Origin of the sequence: Flavobacterium frigidarium DSM 17623 (genome assembly GCF_000425505.1) — a bacterium.
Classification (GTDB): domain Bacteria; phylum Bacteroidota; class Bacteroidia; order Flavobacteriales; family Flavobacteriaceae; genus Flavobacterium; species Flavobacterium frigidarium.
The window spans coordinates 81,088-97,308 of the sequence record NZ_AUDO01000004.1 but is presented as its reverse complement, the minus strand read 5'-3'; the positions used below and the strand labels follow the sequence as shown (position 1 = coordinate 97,308).

Here is a 16,221-nt window from a genome sequence, read left to right as displayed (position 1 = left end):
AGCATGTAACAGTGGTTTAACAAGCTTTCTGTTTCCAATTATTTTTGTTTGTAAGGGTTATTGTGACAGTCGGAGGGATCTTCAAGATGTTTGTAACTACCATTGCAAATCTGTATAGATATCTCATATTTTTTCATCATAAATAGTTTGACCGGACTCGAAATACAATGAATTTTGCCTAAACTTCGTAAGTAGAAGTATTGGTTGCAGTAAATTTGGCTGTATTTACTTCTTAAACTGTAGAAAACACTAAATTAGTAATTCAGATATTCATTGCAATATAGATCAATGTATTCTTTAAGTTTTTATTTATAGAGCACAAATTCTATATTGTCTACTATAGCTCCATTGGCTCCATTTTCAATCTTAAATATTGCGTTAGAGGACTGTGCCGCCATTTGTAAATTTTTTAATTGCAGAGCATCTAACTTTGCTGAATAATAACCCGATTTTAAACCCAAGAAACTAAAATATCCGTCAGATTCTGAGAGGAGAGTCGTAATAATATTATCGTGGACATCATATATATTGATTTTCAAGCCACCAACTCCAGTTACAGACCCCTTTTTATTTATATTAATATATCCAGCCACTTCCCCAACAACAATAATGGGTATTTCAATAATTTTTAATTGATTGGGGTTTAAGATGATGTTTAAAGATTTGTTAGTTACCCTCCAAGCGATATTAGAAATGCTAGTGGTATTAAGTTCAACATGATTCTTGATATAAGGTTCTAATTCTGTAATTATTGTTATTCCGTCTTTGGCATGATGTTGTATACCGTTGTTCAATTTAACTTGTAACCCTGATACTAATGGTTCACTGAAATCTCGCTTTGCATTGCCATTAATATCTAAAAAAGGAATAAATTTTATACTGGCTCTCCCTACACTTAAGTTATTATTGAAGGAAATAAAATCTGCTGCAGGCTCAAATATAATGCTTCCGCTAGCCGCTTGAGAAAATGTGGACTTACCTTGCATGACACTGGTGGTAAAAGCTGTATTTATCGATTTGAAATCATATCGAAAACCTATTTGCATATAAGTATCTTCAGTTTTAAAATTATGATCAATAGACACCTGAAGAAACCCTTTTTTAAACATTTTTTTTTTGAATTCTGCTTTTAATACTGTAATACCTTGAGTATTGTATTCATACCTCAACTGGGGGATAAGAACAACGCCTTTTGGAAGCTGTAAAGAGGTGGAGAGATTACTATAAATGAGTTGCTTTATGGAACCGGCAAAAAAAGAATTGGTAGTGAGATTAAAATTTAAGCCGTAGCCTGAACCTGATAATAGTAGTTCTACATTGGTATGTTTGCTATTCTGAAATAAATTTTGTTGAAAGGATAATCGAGAATTGCCCGAAAAATTTTGATTATGAAGCGGATATGATATCACTGCCTTACGCACTTCAGAATAATTGAAACGAACCAGCTGTTGGTTCAGAGTGTACTTTGTGTAATCTAGCTCCATCCGGAGTTTGTTTGAAGCAGTATAGTTCAACAATCCTTTGTACATAATATTGGGGTAGTACGATCCCGAAATGAACAATTGAGACAATGCACGTACGGAAGAATTGAAAAAGGCTATGGTTTTATTAGTATTTAAATATGATACGTATTCTATACCACCTCCTAAGGTAATATAATTCGAAAGTCCGTAGCTTACTTTTGCATTAGCAAAAGGACTATTTTTACCATCTTGTATAATTCCAGAACTCAATACATATTCCCACTCTTTTTTAGGAAGAAGTTGAAATGGAATTACAAAATTTTTACCTGAAATTTGTTCTTCACCCCAATGACCGTAATATCTGAGTGAAACTTCGGTGCTGCCATACATCAGGGGAACATTGAAAGAAAAAAAACCGTCAGCATCCGCTTTTACGTAATCGACCAACGCATTGTTTATGTACAATTCTACCATCCAATTAGGTTGGGTGTGGTCGCTTAAAATATACGTACCAAAAGATTTTCTGATTCGAGTGGGTGCATTGGTAATTTGACCACCAACTAAAGGATCCAAAATAGTAGCCGTTAAAGATGTTGCTATTCTACCAAGCGTAATCTGATTGATGTATTTATTGTTTTCATTGACATACTGCCATCTGTAATGCTGGTTTTTTAGTACAAAAGGCTGGTTGGTACTATAGTTAAGAGTGCTTGTCAATTCTCCTCCCGCTAGCATGCCTCCTAGATTTAAATGAAGTCTTTCTGAACGTAAACCGTTCTCCTGCTGAGTGGCATTCAAGGACCAATTGGCTGTTCCGAAATGAAAAAGGGGTCTGTCTCTAACTATTGTAGAATCAGCAGTAAAATCGTTCCTGATTTTTTTAAGGTTTTCTCGAAGCTGTTTAATACGTGCTTCCCTAACTATTGGCAGTTCAAATTTTGAGGACATCGATAGCGATAAGTTGCTAAAGTTAAAGCTATTATCAAGTTCAAAAATTGCATTAAAAAGAGACGCCTTAAGAAATAAATTGGTTTCCGTCCGAATTAAATCATTATCTTCTAATGAAATTATTTTATTATTATAGCTTACTTGTTTGGAGTTTACATCAATTTTGAAAATGTTCGTCTGCTTCAAAAAAAAACCTTCAATGACGCTGTAATTAGTATTAGTGAAGTTTTTAATCTTTAAAAAATCAAACAATTCGTTTATAGAAAGATACACTTCCTTACCACAAATTATTGATGATAACTCAGTACTACCAATGTGTTTGAATTGTAAGGTAAGTAAAACTTCATCGCAAGCGGGTTCTTGCGCTCTAGCCACGGGTGACATTAAAACTAATTTTATTATGAATATATATACTAGAGCAATGGATTTTCGGTTGAAAAACAAGATAAATAGAAGCCGATTTTCGATAGGAACATTTTTTGATGGATGCATTCAGCCATTATATTGTAGCATCAGATAATATGTGTTCACTGAAAGGTAACTAATGGAGGAAGCAGTAGGTTTCGAATAGAGTTATGGAAGTTAGCATGATAAAAAATCGCTATATCTGTGAGGACTATAAAGATCATATGTTTTTTAATATTATAAAACTAGACTTGCTTCAGCATATTTCACGGTTTTGTCTTGTGTTGAATAAATGACCTGAAGTTGTCCTTTGGTATAATCTATATTTGAAGTGGTAACAAGTTTAATTTTCGTTCTACGTAAATTTCCAGGAACGTAAACAGCAAAACCTTTGATAGTGGCTGCGTTGATGATGATTCCTGATGTAGAAATATGGTTTACCTGTATGTTACCGTAACTTGAGCTGTTGCCACTCCTATTAAAATTTAAAGAAAGGATCATTCCCTCTTGGGAGTTTTGTACTGCCAGATCCGATAGTGATACAGTTGCAGAGGTTTCTCCAATAGTAATAATATTAGCAAGCGATATTCCAAATACCGGCTTTACACTGATACTTAAATTTCCAGATTCGTCATTGGAATCTTTCTCACCTAAAACACTATTTTTGGCGACGCCTCGTATGTATAGATGGGAGCGGTATTCACCTTGTTGTATTTCATTAGTTCCAACCAACTGTATTTTTACCGTCTGTGATCCATTAGGAGGAAGAGTAACAGTACGTGGGTAAAATCTTAAATAGGGAGATGCAAAATGCTGGTTAGGTTCCGGTTCTTCAATAGAAATAAATTTACCGTTCTCATCCATTTTTATCTGCTTGAATGATAGCTTGTAAGTAGCGGTATCCTTCCCTACGTTTGAAAGATTGATTACTTCCATTCTTTTTTGGATACCTTCGAAGCTAACACGTTTTGGGAAAATCATCAAGTTGCCCTGTGACATTGCAGAAGAATTAAAATATAAAAATAGTAGTATAACAAGTGAAATTTTTTCTTTCATAGGGATTTATTCATTATTATGTTCTAGTAATAGTATTGATAGTCAGCATTTATAAAAAGTAAAAGGAAATGTGCAAAATGCTAACTGTTTGTTCGCAGTTCTAATTGTAGTTCACCATCACTTCAAGACCAGTGGAACTGTTATATGATCCTGGAGTTTGCGAGGCTTCGGCATTCAGTGTTGCACCAATAAAAATAGTTTCTGTACCAGTTGCCAAAGAACCAGCGGTAGAAGGACTGCTTGTTAAAGAATTTACAGTCATATATGAAGGACCAGTTCCAGATTCATAAAGTGTGAAAACGTCAGGTAAGGTTATAGAATAGGTGTAATATGGTTCACCCGATACTATAAACTGAGCTGCAGAAACAGTCCCGGTAAACGCTGGCAAAAATATTCCACCTGAAGAAGTTCTTAACCCAGAAGTTGATAGAACGACACTTCCTGAAGTAGATGAGACAGTTATAATACCAAAATTTAGGTCCGTGTTTTTTAAAATGGAAACGGGAGCCTGCGCCATAATCGTATAATAATAAGGTAAAAAAAATAGCAATAACAGTAAATTTTCAGTTTTGATGAGATTATCAATTTTCATTCATTTATCTTTTTCGATGCAAAGTACATGTACAAAATTATTTAGAAGGGTACTGCCAAAATCAGCAGTACCCTTTTAAAATTTCTAGTTATAGTTTACTGTCACATCAAAGCCTGTTGCGTTTTCATATAAACCGGCTACTTGATTTGCACCAATGTTTAATGTCGCACCTACAAGTATAATTTCAGAACCAGCAGTTAATGTACCAGTTGCATCTGGTGTACTATTAAAAGAATTTAAAGTCATTGTTTCAAGAGTAGTAGCTTTAGTAATAGTAAAGTCTGTAGTAGGTAGCGTAATTATAAACGTGTAACCAGCCTCACCACTTACTGTAAATTGAGCGGCAGTTACTGTACCTGGTGTTGCAGGTAATGTAGCTCCTAGGGTTTTAGTACGTCCACTATCAGGTGCTAAGATTACCGATCCAGCAGAAGACGACACAGCTACGTTACCAAAATTCATATCAGTATCTAGTGCAATAGATATTGGAGCAACAACTGTTGCATGAGTTGGTGCAGAAGCTGTTACTTGTGCAGAAGCCGTAGATGAAAAACCGACATAAAGAGCAATCATTGAAATAACAAGGGTAATTTTTTTCATATTGAAAATGATTTAAAGATTAATTATTGTACAAAATAAGAGCAACCATTTTTGCTTGCAAAGCAAGAAGTAATAAGTGCAACATAATTAGAATAACCGATTAGTTACTTAATTAAGAGGTAATTTGTACCACTTATTGAAAAGTTTTAAACACTAATGGTCGAAACATTCACGATATTGATGAAAATTAATCGTTATTTAATATTTAGCGATATCATAAGATTTGTTGAAGAATTTAAATAATTATACTTCTAAAAAAATTAAAAACTAACATCGTAAAATAATAGAATTCTTATTTCTTTCCATTTAGAGCTGTTACTATAATGATCTAATTTCTTAACTATATTTTTTTATACTTTGGTTTGCATACCCTAATTTTGAGTATTTTATTTGCTTCTTAAAGTATAAGTATTCAACCCATTAGAGATGGAATTAATAATCTGTCTTTTAAGCACTAAAAATGATTAAATTTTAATCTTCTCGAATTAGCAATCAGTAATCTTTTGTATCTCAGATTTTATTTGAAGGTAGTTGAGTTGCAGTGGCCCAGCTCTGATTTCCCTAATCTTAGTATTGCTCTAACACATATCGCCTTCTTCTTTTAAAACTTTATGATTTTCTGAAATTTATTGCTAGAAGGATTTTAATTGTATTTTGCAATCGAAATCATCAGCTATTGTACCATAAAATACAGAACTCAATGACTACGTTTTTTAATAAAGAACCAAAGCTTTTAGCTTTTTGAAAAGGCTAATTAATAGTTAAATATCAATGGAGAGGCTGTCGAAATCTAGCAAAATTGTTATAGATGATTTCCATAATTTTTTTTGCGAAATTACCATTTACCTGAATAGAGTTGATTTATTCAACAATGTTCATAATAGCATGTAACTATTCACGTCCGCTATATTTCATAGTTAACTAAAATCTGGAAAGCCCAAACAGGTGGCTACTCTATTTCTTCTGGCAGCATTAATTTAATAATATATTGTATTGTTATATAAAGATGTTTTAAATAGTCTTAAAAGATTAGAGAACTATCTTTTTGTTGCTTATACCAAGACAGTCAAACTAAAAGATTAAAAAGAGATAATTAAATCAAAAAAAATACAAAAGACGTTTTGTTTACTTCATTATAGTACGCAAGATATCCACCATGCCATTCTACAATATTATTAGATAAAGTTAATCCAATTCCTGCGCCTTCTTTTCGGGTGGTGAAAAAGGGCAAGAAAATCTTGTTTTCAATTTCGGGGTCAATTCCTTTACCGTTATTTGAAATAGTAATAAATGTTCTGTTTTCTTTGGCTTCCGCCGAAATAAATACCTTTTTTTGCTCCTTATCATTCAAAGCATAAATGCAGTTTGTCAACAAGTTGATAAAGACTTGTTCCATTTGTTGCGCATCAATATTTGGCCAATTATTTAGTAAAATGGTATTTAAAACTTCAATTTTATCTTTCTTAAATAAAGAAGGCATGACTTCTAAGCTGTTTGTAATTAGTTTTTGGAGTGGTATTTTTTCTTCTTAGGAGATGGTAACATCGCAAGCTTACGGTAACTTTCGACAAATTGTTGTAGATGATCGCTTGGGCGTAACATCTTAGCCACGTAGGTTTTCATATCTTTTAGTGGTGCTAATTGTTGGAGCACACTAATGAGCAAATGTTACACTGTAGGTGTCAGTAAATTCTATCAGCCATTTTTTAAGCTCATTATTTACAGTTAAACGAGATATATTTATATAAATAGCCATATAATTTTTAGACTTTTTTTCACATAACAAAGTCTGTATAATTATCCGTTCACTTAAAGTTAATCGCTTGTAGGTTTTATTCATAATTCAACAAAGATAAAATTTATCATTTGTTGCGCTAGATTATTGAATTCTCTAACTCTGAGTCAAAATATCGAACAACGCTCCCGCGCCTTGCATAGTTTGCGATTTACGAAGACTACTATTTTCGGTAAAAAAAACATGATAAAAAATAAATAATTCCAATAAATTCGCAAATTGTGCAAGACTTGTATTAGCGGATGGCTAATTGTTTACCTCACTTTTATTAAACCCCAAATTGTGTCAAATGATGGTCAAGATGTTTTGTTAACATATTGCTCCATTCATGTTTTGTCAAAATTCCAAATGAATGAGATTTCTTTCCGACAAAATGACTATCTCCAAGTTGTTGTGCCTTCACTATATATTCGATTAACCGCTTTTTTTCGGATTCAAAATCTCTACTATTTTTAATAATAAATTCGGGTGCTGTTTGTCCGTTCTTTTTATAAGGGTTTTCACTGACTACAACATTTTTTACAAACATTTTCAGCAATAGTTTTTTTAAAGCATTTGGTTTCGGATGAATGTCCTCGTAAATTTTTTCATAAGTTACGTTACAATGAGCCAACATTTTTGCAACGTCCATTTTTCCCCAATTAGGTTGTGATGTTGATGATAATCTTTCAATTCGTTGGATGAACTCGGCAGTATCATTTTGATTAAAGGCGTTTTTCACAGTCTTGTACTTTTAGAATTTCAGTATTACTATTGCGTTAGATTCTTGACTCTGCGCTACACTTGCCTATAACGGTTTGCAGCTACACGATGCACAAGGATTCGGAAATCCGAGTATTTTCCGCTAAACGAAAACGTGTTGCGAAACGATAATTCCACAAAAGCCTTGTGTATTGTGTAACTGCTGTTATGCCTTCGGTTTTTTTATTTACTCCAATTTTCACGTTTCAATTTTCGGTTTCGCTTCCGCACCGTTTAATTCGGAAACAGTTTTAAAAATTAATTATTATGCTTAATTTTATATGTAATTTACTCAAAAAAAAAGAAAAAAATGTTTTTGATGAAAGATTTGGATTTTTATTAAAACACAAAATTGTTTCAAGAAAAGAATATAATAGCGTTAAGGCTTATTTTTTTCGTGGTCAATCAACATATCCATAAGAGCTTGTTGGTTATTTGGTAAAACTTCTTTTATGAATTTTTCTCTTTCGTCTGGTTCTAAAGATATTATTACTTGAGAAACAACATTTAACAATTCAATATGTCTGTCGTTAATTGTTTTTTTATAAAACTCTTGCAATGGCTCTGTAGTTGTTTTTATTAAATGGTCTGACATTTCTTTAAATTTCTGATTATTCATCATCATTTTAGAAGCGTCTTCCATTACACGTTCGTTTCTCATTTCAACATATTTTTTAACTTCGTCTATTTTGAAAATATCCATAAAAGATTTCATCGATGCGTTTATTTCTTTTGTTTGGTCGATTTGTGATTTTTGCACAAAGAATACAATTACATATACAATAGTATATAAACCAATTATTCCAACTGTTAATTCATTACTCATATTATTTTCGGTGTTTCGGTTCGGCTAAAATGACGCACAACGTTATGCCACTTTGAGATGGCTGGAAGTTCGAAACCACTAATTTTTCGGCTTAACGGAAACTTGATGCGAAACGATAATTCCACTAAACTCCAGCTAGCTCAAAATGGTTGTTATCTGTCGTTTTTTATTTCTCTATCATTACATCAACATTTATAGACGGTTCACCTCCTGAATATTTTTTCCATTCTCCAAAATAATTTCTGTAATAAGTATCTTTTGAAAAAGCAAAAATATTTCCACCAAAAGAAAGTTTTCCTTTAAAGTCTTCTGCAATTCTTACTAAGACAAAAAAATCTTTATCTGTCCAAATATTTTTATCAGATACATCGATAGACAATTTCTTGTTTTTTATGTCATTTTCGCTAACATTCAATTTTAAAGTTTCATTAACTAAAGATTGAGAATCATCAGGGAAACCATTTTTTTCATTTTGTATGTCAAAAATAAATGTTGCAGTTTTTTCAAATTTGAAATCAACAATATTAATATTTATGTTCTTTATCTTTAGTTTCTTTTTGTTTTTAATTTTTACGGCGTGTTCTATAAAAACATCGTCTGGGTCATTTGAATCAATTCCAAAATATGCTTTTTTAGTATTTGAAGTTCCTAAATTCTTATAGACATATTTTTTGGGATTGATTATTACTGTTTCAAGATTAATAATTTTTTTCTTTAGGTAATAAGTATGATTTTGAGATTTGATGAATTCAGCAATTGAAACTTTAAAAGGTTCATATTCATTAGCTATCACTTTGAAAGTTTCGGTTTTATCAATGTTAGTTAAGTCAATAGTGTAATGTCCATTACTGTCTGTTACACCGCCAATTTCTTTGTTTTGAATTCCGATTCTTGCTTCAGAAATGGGATTGTTATTTTCATCCAAAATTTTTCCTGTAATTTTTTGAGCATGAAAACTAATTGTAATTAAAATAAATAGTAGTGTAAATTTAACTTTTTTCATTTAAACGGTTTTTTTGGGTAAAATGACAGATAACGTCTCGCTGCTTTGAGATGGCTGGAAGTTCGTAACCGCTTAGTTTTCGGCTTAACGAAAACTTGATGCGAAACGGTAATTCCACTAAACTCCAGCTATATCAAAACAGCTGTTGGCAGATAGTGCTTTATTGTTATTTATTCTTTTTTGTAAAAAGCTAGTATTGTATCAGTAACTTTTGCTTCACTTATTCCAGGTTCTTTTTTAATTTGTCTTGAGATTTTTATTTCATATATGTCTATAAAATTTATTCTGTCAGAACCCTCTTTTATAAGTTTGTCAAAATATCCATTAAATTGCTCGCTATCGTTACTTACGAAGTTGTAATGTCCAGTATCACAGTTTAAAGCTCTGAATTTACCTATTTGTGTAAAATTATCGTTGTCGACTACATTTAGGTTTTCAATTATTTTCAACCTTGCATTTGCTTCTTTGTAGTTTATATTTTGATCTAACTCATTAAAGTTTAATGGGCTGAACCAATTAAGTTCTAGATTTAATTCTAGTTCATATATGTTTTTCAAGAATGCCTTATATGAACTCATAGTAAAGTCACTATGTTGTAGATATTCATTTTTCAACAATTCAGAGTCTTCGCTATTATTTAGTAAGAGAAAAACTCTTTGTGCAATTATTTCAGTATTTGAGGTTTGTTTGAATAAATCATATTCGGAAGCTTTAGGTCTTATTAACACACTATACGATGCTGCTATATTCCAATATACTTCAGTAGAGACAAAAGGGTTTAATTTTTCTTTTTTAGCTTTAGTAAGCTTTGATTCTCCTCTATTTTTCCCAAGGTGAATATCTAATGCGACATCTTTGTATAATTTGTCAAATTTTGTCAATGTTTTACCTAATATCTCAGTATTAACAGTTCCGAAACCAATTCCTCGACCTTGATGTAAATGTATATTTAAGGTTTCTGATTTTTTTGCTATTGAAATTTCTTTAATAGTTTCCTTAATTGGAATACTGTCTTTTTCTTTTTCTAATTCAAAATAATCCTTAATCTTATCAATCTCTACAGCGTCATCTTCATTTAAGAAGAAATCACTTGAAGGTTTATATTCATTTGGTAAATAATTATTTGAAAGTATAAAGTTGTTGAGAGTTGTAGAATTGGACTCATCTTGAAAGTGCAATAATCCATCAATTGAATTTAAAATTAAATCTTGGTGTGAAATTATTCCGTTAATAAACTTTTTTAACCAAAATCTGGAACTTTTATAATAAAAGTATCTGTCAATTTCTCCGTCATCAGAACAATCAACCCATTCTTTTATAATGGGATTGTTTTCCTCGTCAGAAAATATAATTGTAGTTGAAAATTCTGCAAACAAGAGATTACCAACAAACTTGTTTGTTGGTAATCCCAATTTTTCGGTATGAATTCCTGAAAGATTTATCATCTTATTTTACTACTTTTTCAACGATTTCAAATTTACTATTTAAAATTATATTATCATATTCAAAATGGTCAAAATGACCTCTGAAGTTTGATTTATTAGAAATACCATCACTTTTTTCTAAATTACCAAGTGCTATATGAGTTCCTAATTTTTTAAATAAATTCTCTTTATCTTTTGTTAATTCAAGCAGTCGTTTTTTTGCTAAAATTTGGTTATCGTAAAAGGATAATGCAAAACCTGCACAAGTTGTTTGTTGCCTTTTAGGATCTTTGTAAACAGGTTCAAAATTTCTTTTATCATTGATGTCTGAAAAAACCCAGCGAAACGAAATTCTATCTTGTTCGACAAATGACTCTAACTCGCAAGGCAGAGCACTAATTTCTTTTAAATATTTTAATTTCATCTGTTAGGTTAAGTTGTTGTATTCTCTCAGTTTTTTTAGGCGGATTCAAGTTTCTAGCGCAATTTCATTGGGTTTTATTTTTGCCTTATTTTTCTAATTCAGAAAGCAATTTTGATTGTGTTTAGGCTTTCTAAATTCAAAAAATAAAGCTACGATTTATTTTGAATTTACCTACGTATTAAATAAAATTTTGATTCATATATAATCTGCTAATTGTATTCAAAGGCGATTCATATTCAAGTGTTTGTCGTGGCCTTTCATTGATTTGATTTTGGACTACTTTGAGTTGTTTTTTAGTCACTAAATTAAAGTCTGTTCCTTTAGGAAAATAGTTTCTAATTAGTCCATTTGTATTTTCATTTGTAGGTCTTTCCCAAGGACTATATGGATGAGCAAAATACACTTTAACTTTGCTGTTTTTAGTAAATGTTTTGTGTTGTGCCATTTCGGTTCCATTGTCATAAGTAAGAGAAAGTTTCAAGTTAGTAGGAAGCTTTCTAAATTCTCTTTCAAAAGCCTTTCTAACAGCGGTTGAGTCTTTCTTTTTTAGGTGAACAATTATTAGAAAGCGAGTGGTTCTTTCTACAAGTGTTCCAATGGCACTTTCTCTGTTTTTTCCTAGCACTAAGTCACCTTCCCAGTGTCCTGGTATTTCTCGAGTAAGTACTTCAGAAGGTCTTTCATCAATACGAATTGGGTCTTTTATAGTCGTTCTTTTATCAACACCTCTACGTGTGTTTCCACGATATTTTCTCTTCTGCCTAAGTTGTGATATTAGTAGTTTTTCTACCTCTTTTTTTGGTTGAATATAGATGTGATAATAGATACTTTCGTGTGAAATTTGCATTGTTGAATCTAATGGGTAAAATTGTTTTAGAGCGTCCGAAATTTGCTTAGGAGACCAGTGTAATTCTAAGCGTGAATGTACAAAATTTTTAAGCTTTGGATTACTGTTAATTTTAGATTTCCCTAATCTTTTGTCCATAAGATTATGAACGTAATTCACTTCTGCTTTTATGTTATTATAAGGCTCATTTTTAACTCTTTTCAGTTCCCTAGTAATGGTGCTAGGATGAACGGATAGAGCAGTGGCAATTTGCTTGTTATTTCTGCCTAAAGCAATGAGTTTTTCAATCTCAATTCTATGATCACGATTGAGTCTTTTGTAAGCTGTTTTCATACTACAATTTTATACATTTTTTGTTATAAAATTGCGTTAGATTCTTGACTCTGCTTTAGCATTTCTGCCAACGTTTTGCTGCTTTGAGATGGCTGGAAGTTCGTAACCGCTCAATTTTCGGCTTAACGAAAACTTGATGCGAAACGATAATTCCACTAAATTCCAGCTATATCAAAACAGCGGTTGGCAGTAGTTATTTTTTTTTAGTTCGTAAATTTAACATCAAACTTTGACCTTTTTCTGTTGTACTCCATATTAAGTTTATTTGTCCATTTTTATCAGTAATAGCATCTAATTCAATTAGCTTTAAAGCTGAAAATTGAATTTTTATAGTTTGAAAATCTTGATCTCTTATGTAACTTATTCCAGAATCTACAAAATTATGTATTGTCTCGTATATAGCTTGTGAAAGTTTTTCTTTTACTTTTGAGTCATTAGGTTTCTTTAAAAGATAAGGTGATATTAGTGCAAAAATTTCACCCCAAGTTAATTTTTTAGACCAATTTGATTCAACATCTTGATGATTTTGATTATTCCAATATGTATGTTTTCCTGAAACTTCAATCAAATCTTCAATTTCTGCAAGATTCTCTATTTCGAGTTTGTTTTCATTTATTGTTATTTGTGATTTTAACTCTTGATTTTCTTTTCTTATTTCGTTTAACTCAACATAGACTTCAGGGTTTGATGTCGCATTTGCTCTTATCCATCCAACTGCGGGATATGTCTTAATTGTTTTAGGTAAATTTAAAGCTACTAAACCAGGCAATTCCTCTGCATTTTTCCAAAACTTAATTAATCTATTTGTTGCTACTTTATCTTTAAAATCTTGAAGCTTTTGTCTTAAAGCTGAATCTTTTTCAGACTTTCCTAAAGGAATTTCATCAGGACTTGAATGAATAAAAGCAATCACTTTTATGTTTTTTGAGATAGCATAATCATATTCCATTTCTGTATAACTTATGCCTTCTGCAGAAATTGAGCCATATCTTCCTCCTATGATTAATATGTAGTAATCGCAGTCATCAATTACTTTTTTAATAAATTCGAATTGTTCTTCATCAATCGCAGGAAAAATTTCCATTCCTGCTGGTATGCAATCTAACTCCATTATTGTTTGTATAACTTTTGCTCTTTCATCTTTTAAATCGGCATAAGTAGAACTTATAAAAACTTGATATCTTTTATTCATTATTTTTTTCTTTCTGCGGTATAATTACTGCCAACTCGTATATAGGCGAAACAAACCTTCTCAAAGACACCTATAATCGGGTAGATATGTGAAGGTTTGTTTCGCTTTATTTATAATTCAAATATATAAATTTAAACTTACAAAATATCAGAACAATTTTTATATTTTTTGCATCTGTGTGTTACCAATATAAGCATCTGATATTTTCTGTATATATTAGATAAGTGGATTCCGATTTAAATTCTTTTGGTGAAATTGCTAAAACTTCACTTTTAAATGTAATAACCACCATTTAAAATATTTTCTGTAATTCTTTATAGTTCTCAGTATAGTATATAAAAAAGTGTGTGTAAGCATCTTTTAATTTCCTTTTTTTTATATATAACAGTTATCTTATATTGTTTTAATTGTTTTTATTTGAACGACGAATTTATTTTGCTAAAATTACATATATATTAGCAGTTGATTTTGAGTTGTTTATAATTTTTTTTTAAAGCATTAATAACTTTCTTTTATTTCTTTTTAAATTAAATATTATAAAATTTAAAATGCAGTAGTAATAAAGAGTACATAATTCATAAATATTTATTTCAAAGGTTGTTTAGTACAATGTTTAGGTCCTATAAAAATTACTATTCTTATGCCCCACTTCGTTTGCAATAATTGAAGATGAAAACTTCCTGTTTAATGAAAACGTTCTGCAAAGCAATAACTGCACTAACTTAAAGTTTTATAAATAAGATTGTTAGCTCTTTTTATTTTATGTTCAGTTATTCGCAATTTCTTATTGGCGCTAATAATTTAGTTTGAAAGTCAAGGATTTCGTCAATACGGGTTAATTAACTTTTATATCTCCATTATTTTTCCTTTGTGGGAAATTTCAAAGTATTTATTCGAGAAATAAAAAAGTAGAATTCAAATCTTTTTTTTCTATTATCATTAAATTAAATACCAAAATATTATTGAGTATTTCTAAATGCAATTCTAGACAAAGGTAAATCTTCTCTTAAAACTTTTTTTACAATTTGGGAACTCTCAATTTCATCTTCTGCTGTGATTTACTTTGGAGTTTCAAAATTTTTGCCAATCGCAATTGTTTGTTCAGATGCTTTTGAAGGAAGGGTTTAAGATATATTTAAAGCATTTATTAATCTGAAGCTTGTTGTTTCGTTTATTGGAGTAAAAAATGCTTTTTTAATATATTTCTTAAATAAAACTAATCTTGGAGCAGCCATAGGTTTATTGCAAATCGATTAACTAAAAGAAGAAACGTTTTATTGGAACGTTCTAATATTTCTTTTCCGAATTCTTTCCGAATTTCTTTTGTATAATTTAGTCCTTCTGTGAATCTAAAGTTTTCTCAAGATTACAACCATTTTTGGAAAAATTTTAAACTTGTTTCTGTCAAGTCGGATAAATTTACAGTGGGACAAGTTTTTTTTATCCATAACATTTGGTTTCTCTAAGTCGGCATAAAATTATAAATATAACCATTTGTTCAAACTTTAAGGGAGATTTTGAAAGGTATAATATCTATAATACTAAGAATTATTAGTGTTAATATTTTCATTCCAATTTTCACATCTAATAATAAAATTGGTGCGCCGTCTTTTTTAATTACATAATCTATTTTCTCACTATTTTAGTATGACTATTACAAAAGTTTTCAGGATACTTCCATTGCATTAAAGATATTATAACCTAGTATTTAAATAATAATCATTAAAAAAAGATTTTCTTCGCTTCCTCTGTATTTATTGGGTCTTTTAAAGGATCAATTCGTTCAGGTAGTTGTTGTAATTTTAATTTTAAATCTTCCACATATTTTTATAATTACAAATTTTTAATATCCACTCTTTGTTTTATATTAAGGTAAGTTGTAGCCAACTAAATTATAATATCAATAGGTAACACTTTATCAAATGTTTAGAAATTTTTAAGTTTTACATGTAATTTAAAAAGTTACAATTTTTAAATAGTAATAGCTATTTTCAGTGGTCTTTTAATTCGCGATGAAGGAAATCAAATACTATTGCCAGAGTTGAATACAAATTAAATAAAAAAAGGTCCTTGGATATCCTTAAATTATAAAATATTAAACAAAATTATTTATATTGAATATACTCTAATAACTCTCTAGGATGTTTGCCTAATCCTTTCGCTAAATCTAAAAGTGTAGTAAAAGACAAATTTCTTTTACCATTTTCTATATCGCTTATTGTAGCTTTGATAAGTTTATCACTATTTAATGCTACGTTATCTTGGCTTAAATTTAATTCTTTACGCAGATTTTTAATATGTAGACCAAATTTTTTTAACTGTTCTTCCTTGAATTTATCCATATTGTAGCTTTTAAACAAAAAGCGTTATATTTATTTTAAAAAATGTTATAAGAACTTATAACAAATAAATATTTTTTGTTATATTTGTCTAATATTTAAATTTTTACCAAGTAATATTTGCTATGAATATTTAATTAAATAAATTTGCGATTCTTCATTTAAAAAATTTGAAGCATTCGCTTTGAATCTCGTTATCGAAAACTGGCGTTTAAATAACCACGAGATGATAA

The 16,221-nt window shown here is 30.4% G+C and carries 15 protein-coding genes; all 15 read right to left on the bottom strand.

From position 1 onward, the window contains the following. Positions 1 to 305 precede the first annotated feature (305 nt). Positions 306 to 2,903, bottom strand: a complete 2,598-nt coding sequence (locus H603_RS0102740) for a fimbria/pilus outer membrane usher protein (protein WP_157510383.1) — start codon at positions 2,901 to 2,903, stop codon at positions 306 to 308. A 150-nt stretch (positions 2,904 to 3,053) separates the two neighbouring features. After that, positions 3,054 to 3,815 carry a fimbrial biogenesis chaperone gene (locus tag H603_RS0102735; RefSeq protein WP_157510382.1) on the bottom strand — a complete coding sequence of 254 codons (762 nt, stop codon included), beginning with the start codon at positions 3,813 to 3,815 and terminating at the stop codon, positions 3,054 to 3,056. A 157-nt stretch (positions 3,816 to 3,972) separates the two neighbouring features. Further along, a complete protein-coding gene (locus H603_RS16330; protein WP_169628281.1) occupies positions 3,973 to 4,389 on the bottom strand; it encodes a DUF4402 domain-containing protein in 417 nt (138 codons plus the stop codon). Between the two features lie 159 nt (positions 4,390 to 4,548). After that, positions 4,549 to 5,064, bottom strand: coding sequence for a DUF4402 domain-containing protein (locus H603_RS0102725; protein WP_026707140.1), 516 nt, complete (start codon positions 5,062 to 5,064; stop codon positions 4,549 to 4,551). Positions 5,065 to 6,157: 1,093 nt separating this feature from the next. After that, complete coding sequence (locus H603_RS16325) at positions 6,158 to 6,544, bottom strand: sensor histidine kinase (RefSeq protein ID WP_026707139.1); 387 nt, start codon at positions 6,542 to 6,544, stop codon at positions 6,158 to 6,160. 20 nt (positions 6,545 to 6,564) lie between these two features. After that, a complete protein-coding gene (locus H603_RS17705; RefSeq protein ID WP_262487948.1) occupies positions 6,565 to 6,687 on the bottom strand; it encodes a hypothetical protein in 123 nt (40 codons plus the stop codon). Positions 6,688 to 6,718: 31 nt separating this feature from the next. Continuing rightward, the gene (locus H603_RS17770; protein WP_035675253.1) at positions 6,719 to 6,904 is read right to left on the bottom strand and encodes a helix-turn-helix domain-containing protein; all 186 of its coding nucleotides are present in this window, start codon (positions 6,902 to 6,904) and stop codon (positions 6,719 to 6,721) included. Positions 6,905 to 7,127: 223 nt separating this feature from the next. Then, positions 7,128 to 7,580: a DUF1569 domain-containing protein gene (locus tag H603_RS0102715; RefSeq protein WP_026707138.1), complete on the bottom strand. Its 453-nt coding sequence runs from the start codon at positions 7,578 to 7,580 to the stop codon at positions 7,128 to 7,130. A gap of 399 nt (positions 7,581 to 7,979) precedes the next feature. Then, positions 7,980 to 8,426 carry a hypothetical protein gene (locus H603_RS0102710; RefSeq protein WP_026707137.1) on the bottom strand — a complete coding sequence of 149 codons (447 nt, stop codon included), beginning with the start codon at positions 8,424 to 8,426 and terminating at the stop codon, positions 7,980 to 7,982. Positions 8,427 to 8,592: 166 nt separating this feature from the next. Next, the gene (locus H603_RS0102705) at positions 8,593 to 9,429 is read right to left on the bottom strand and encodes a carboxypeptidase-like regulatory domain-containing protein (protein WP_051219110.1); all 837 of its coding nucleotides are present in this window, start codon (positions 9,427 to 9,429) and stop codon (positions 8,593 to 8,595) included. 170 nt (positions 9,430 to 9,599) lie between these two features. Beyond that, entirely contained in the window at positions 9,600 to 10,874 is a 1,275-nt protein-coding gene (locus H603_RS0102700; RefSeq protein WP_026707135.1) for a hypothetical protein, read from the bottom strand. Between the two features lies 1 nt (position 10,875). Continuing rightward, positions 10,876 to 11,277 carry a hypothetical protein gene (locus tag H603_RS0102695; RefSeq protein ID WP_026707134.1) on the bottom strand — a complete coding sequence of 134 codons (402 nt, stop codon included), beginning with the start codon at positions 11,275 to 11,277 and terminating at the stop codon, positions 10,876 to 10,878. Positions 11,278 to 11,455: 178 nt separating this feature from the next. Then, entirely contained in the window at positions 11,456 to 12,457 is a 1,002-nt protein-coding gene (locus H603_RS16315; protein ID WP_051219108.1) for an IS30 family transposase, read from the bottom strand. Positions 12,458 to 12,650: 193 nt separating this feature from the next. Next, positions 12,651 to 13,649 carry a DUF4062 domain-containing protein gene (locus H603_RS0102685; protein ID WP_026707133.1) on the bottom strand — a complete coding sequence of 333 codons (999 nt, stop codon included), beginning with the start codon at positions 13,647 to 13,649 and terminating at the stop codon, positions 12,651 to 12,653. 2,105 nt (positions 13,650 to 15,754) lie between these two features. Continuing rightward, positions 15,755 to 15,991, bottom strand: a complete 237-nt coding sequence (locus tag H603_RS0102675; protein ID WP_026707132.1) for a helix-turn-helix domain-containing protein — start codon at positions 15,989 to 15,991, stop codon at positions 15,755 to 15,757. Positions 15,992 to 16,221 lie beyond the last annotated feature (230 nt).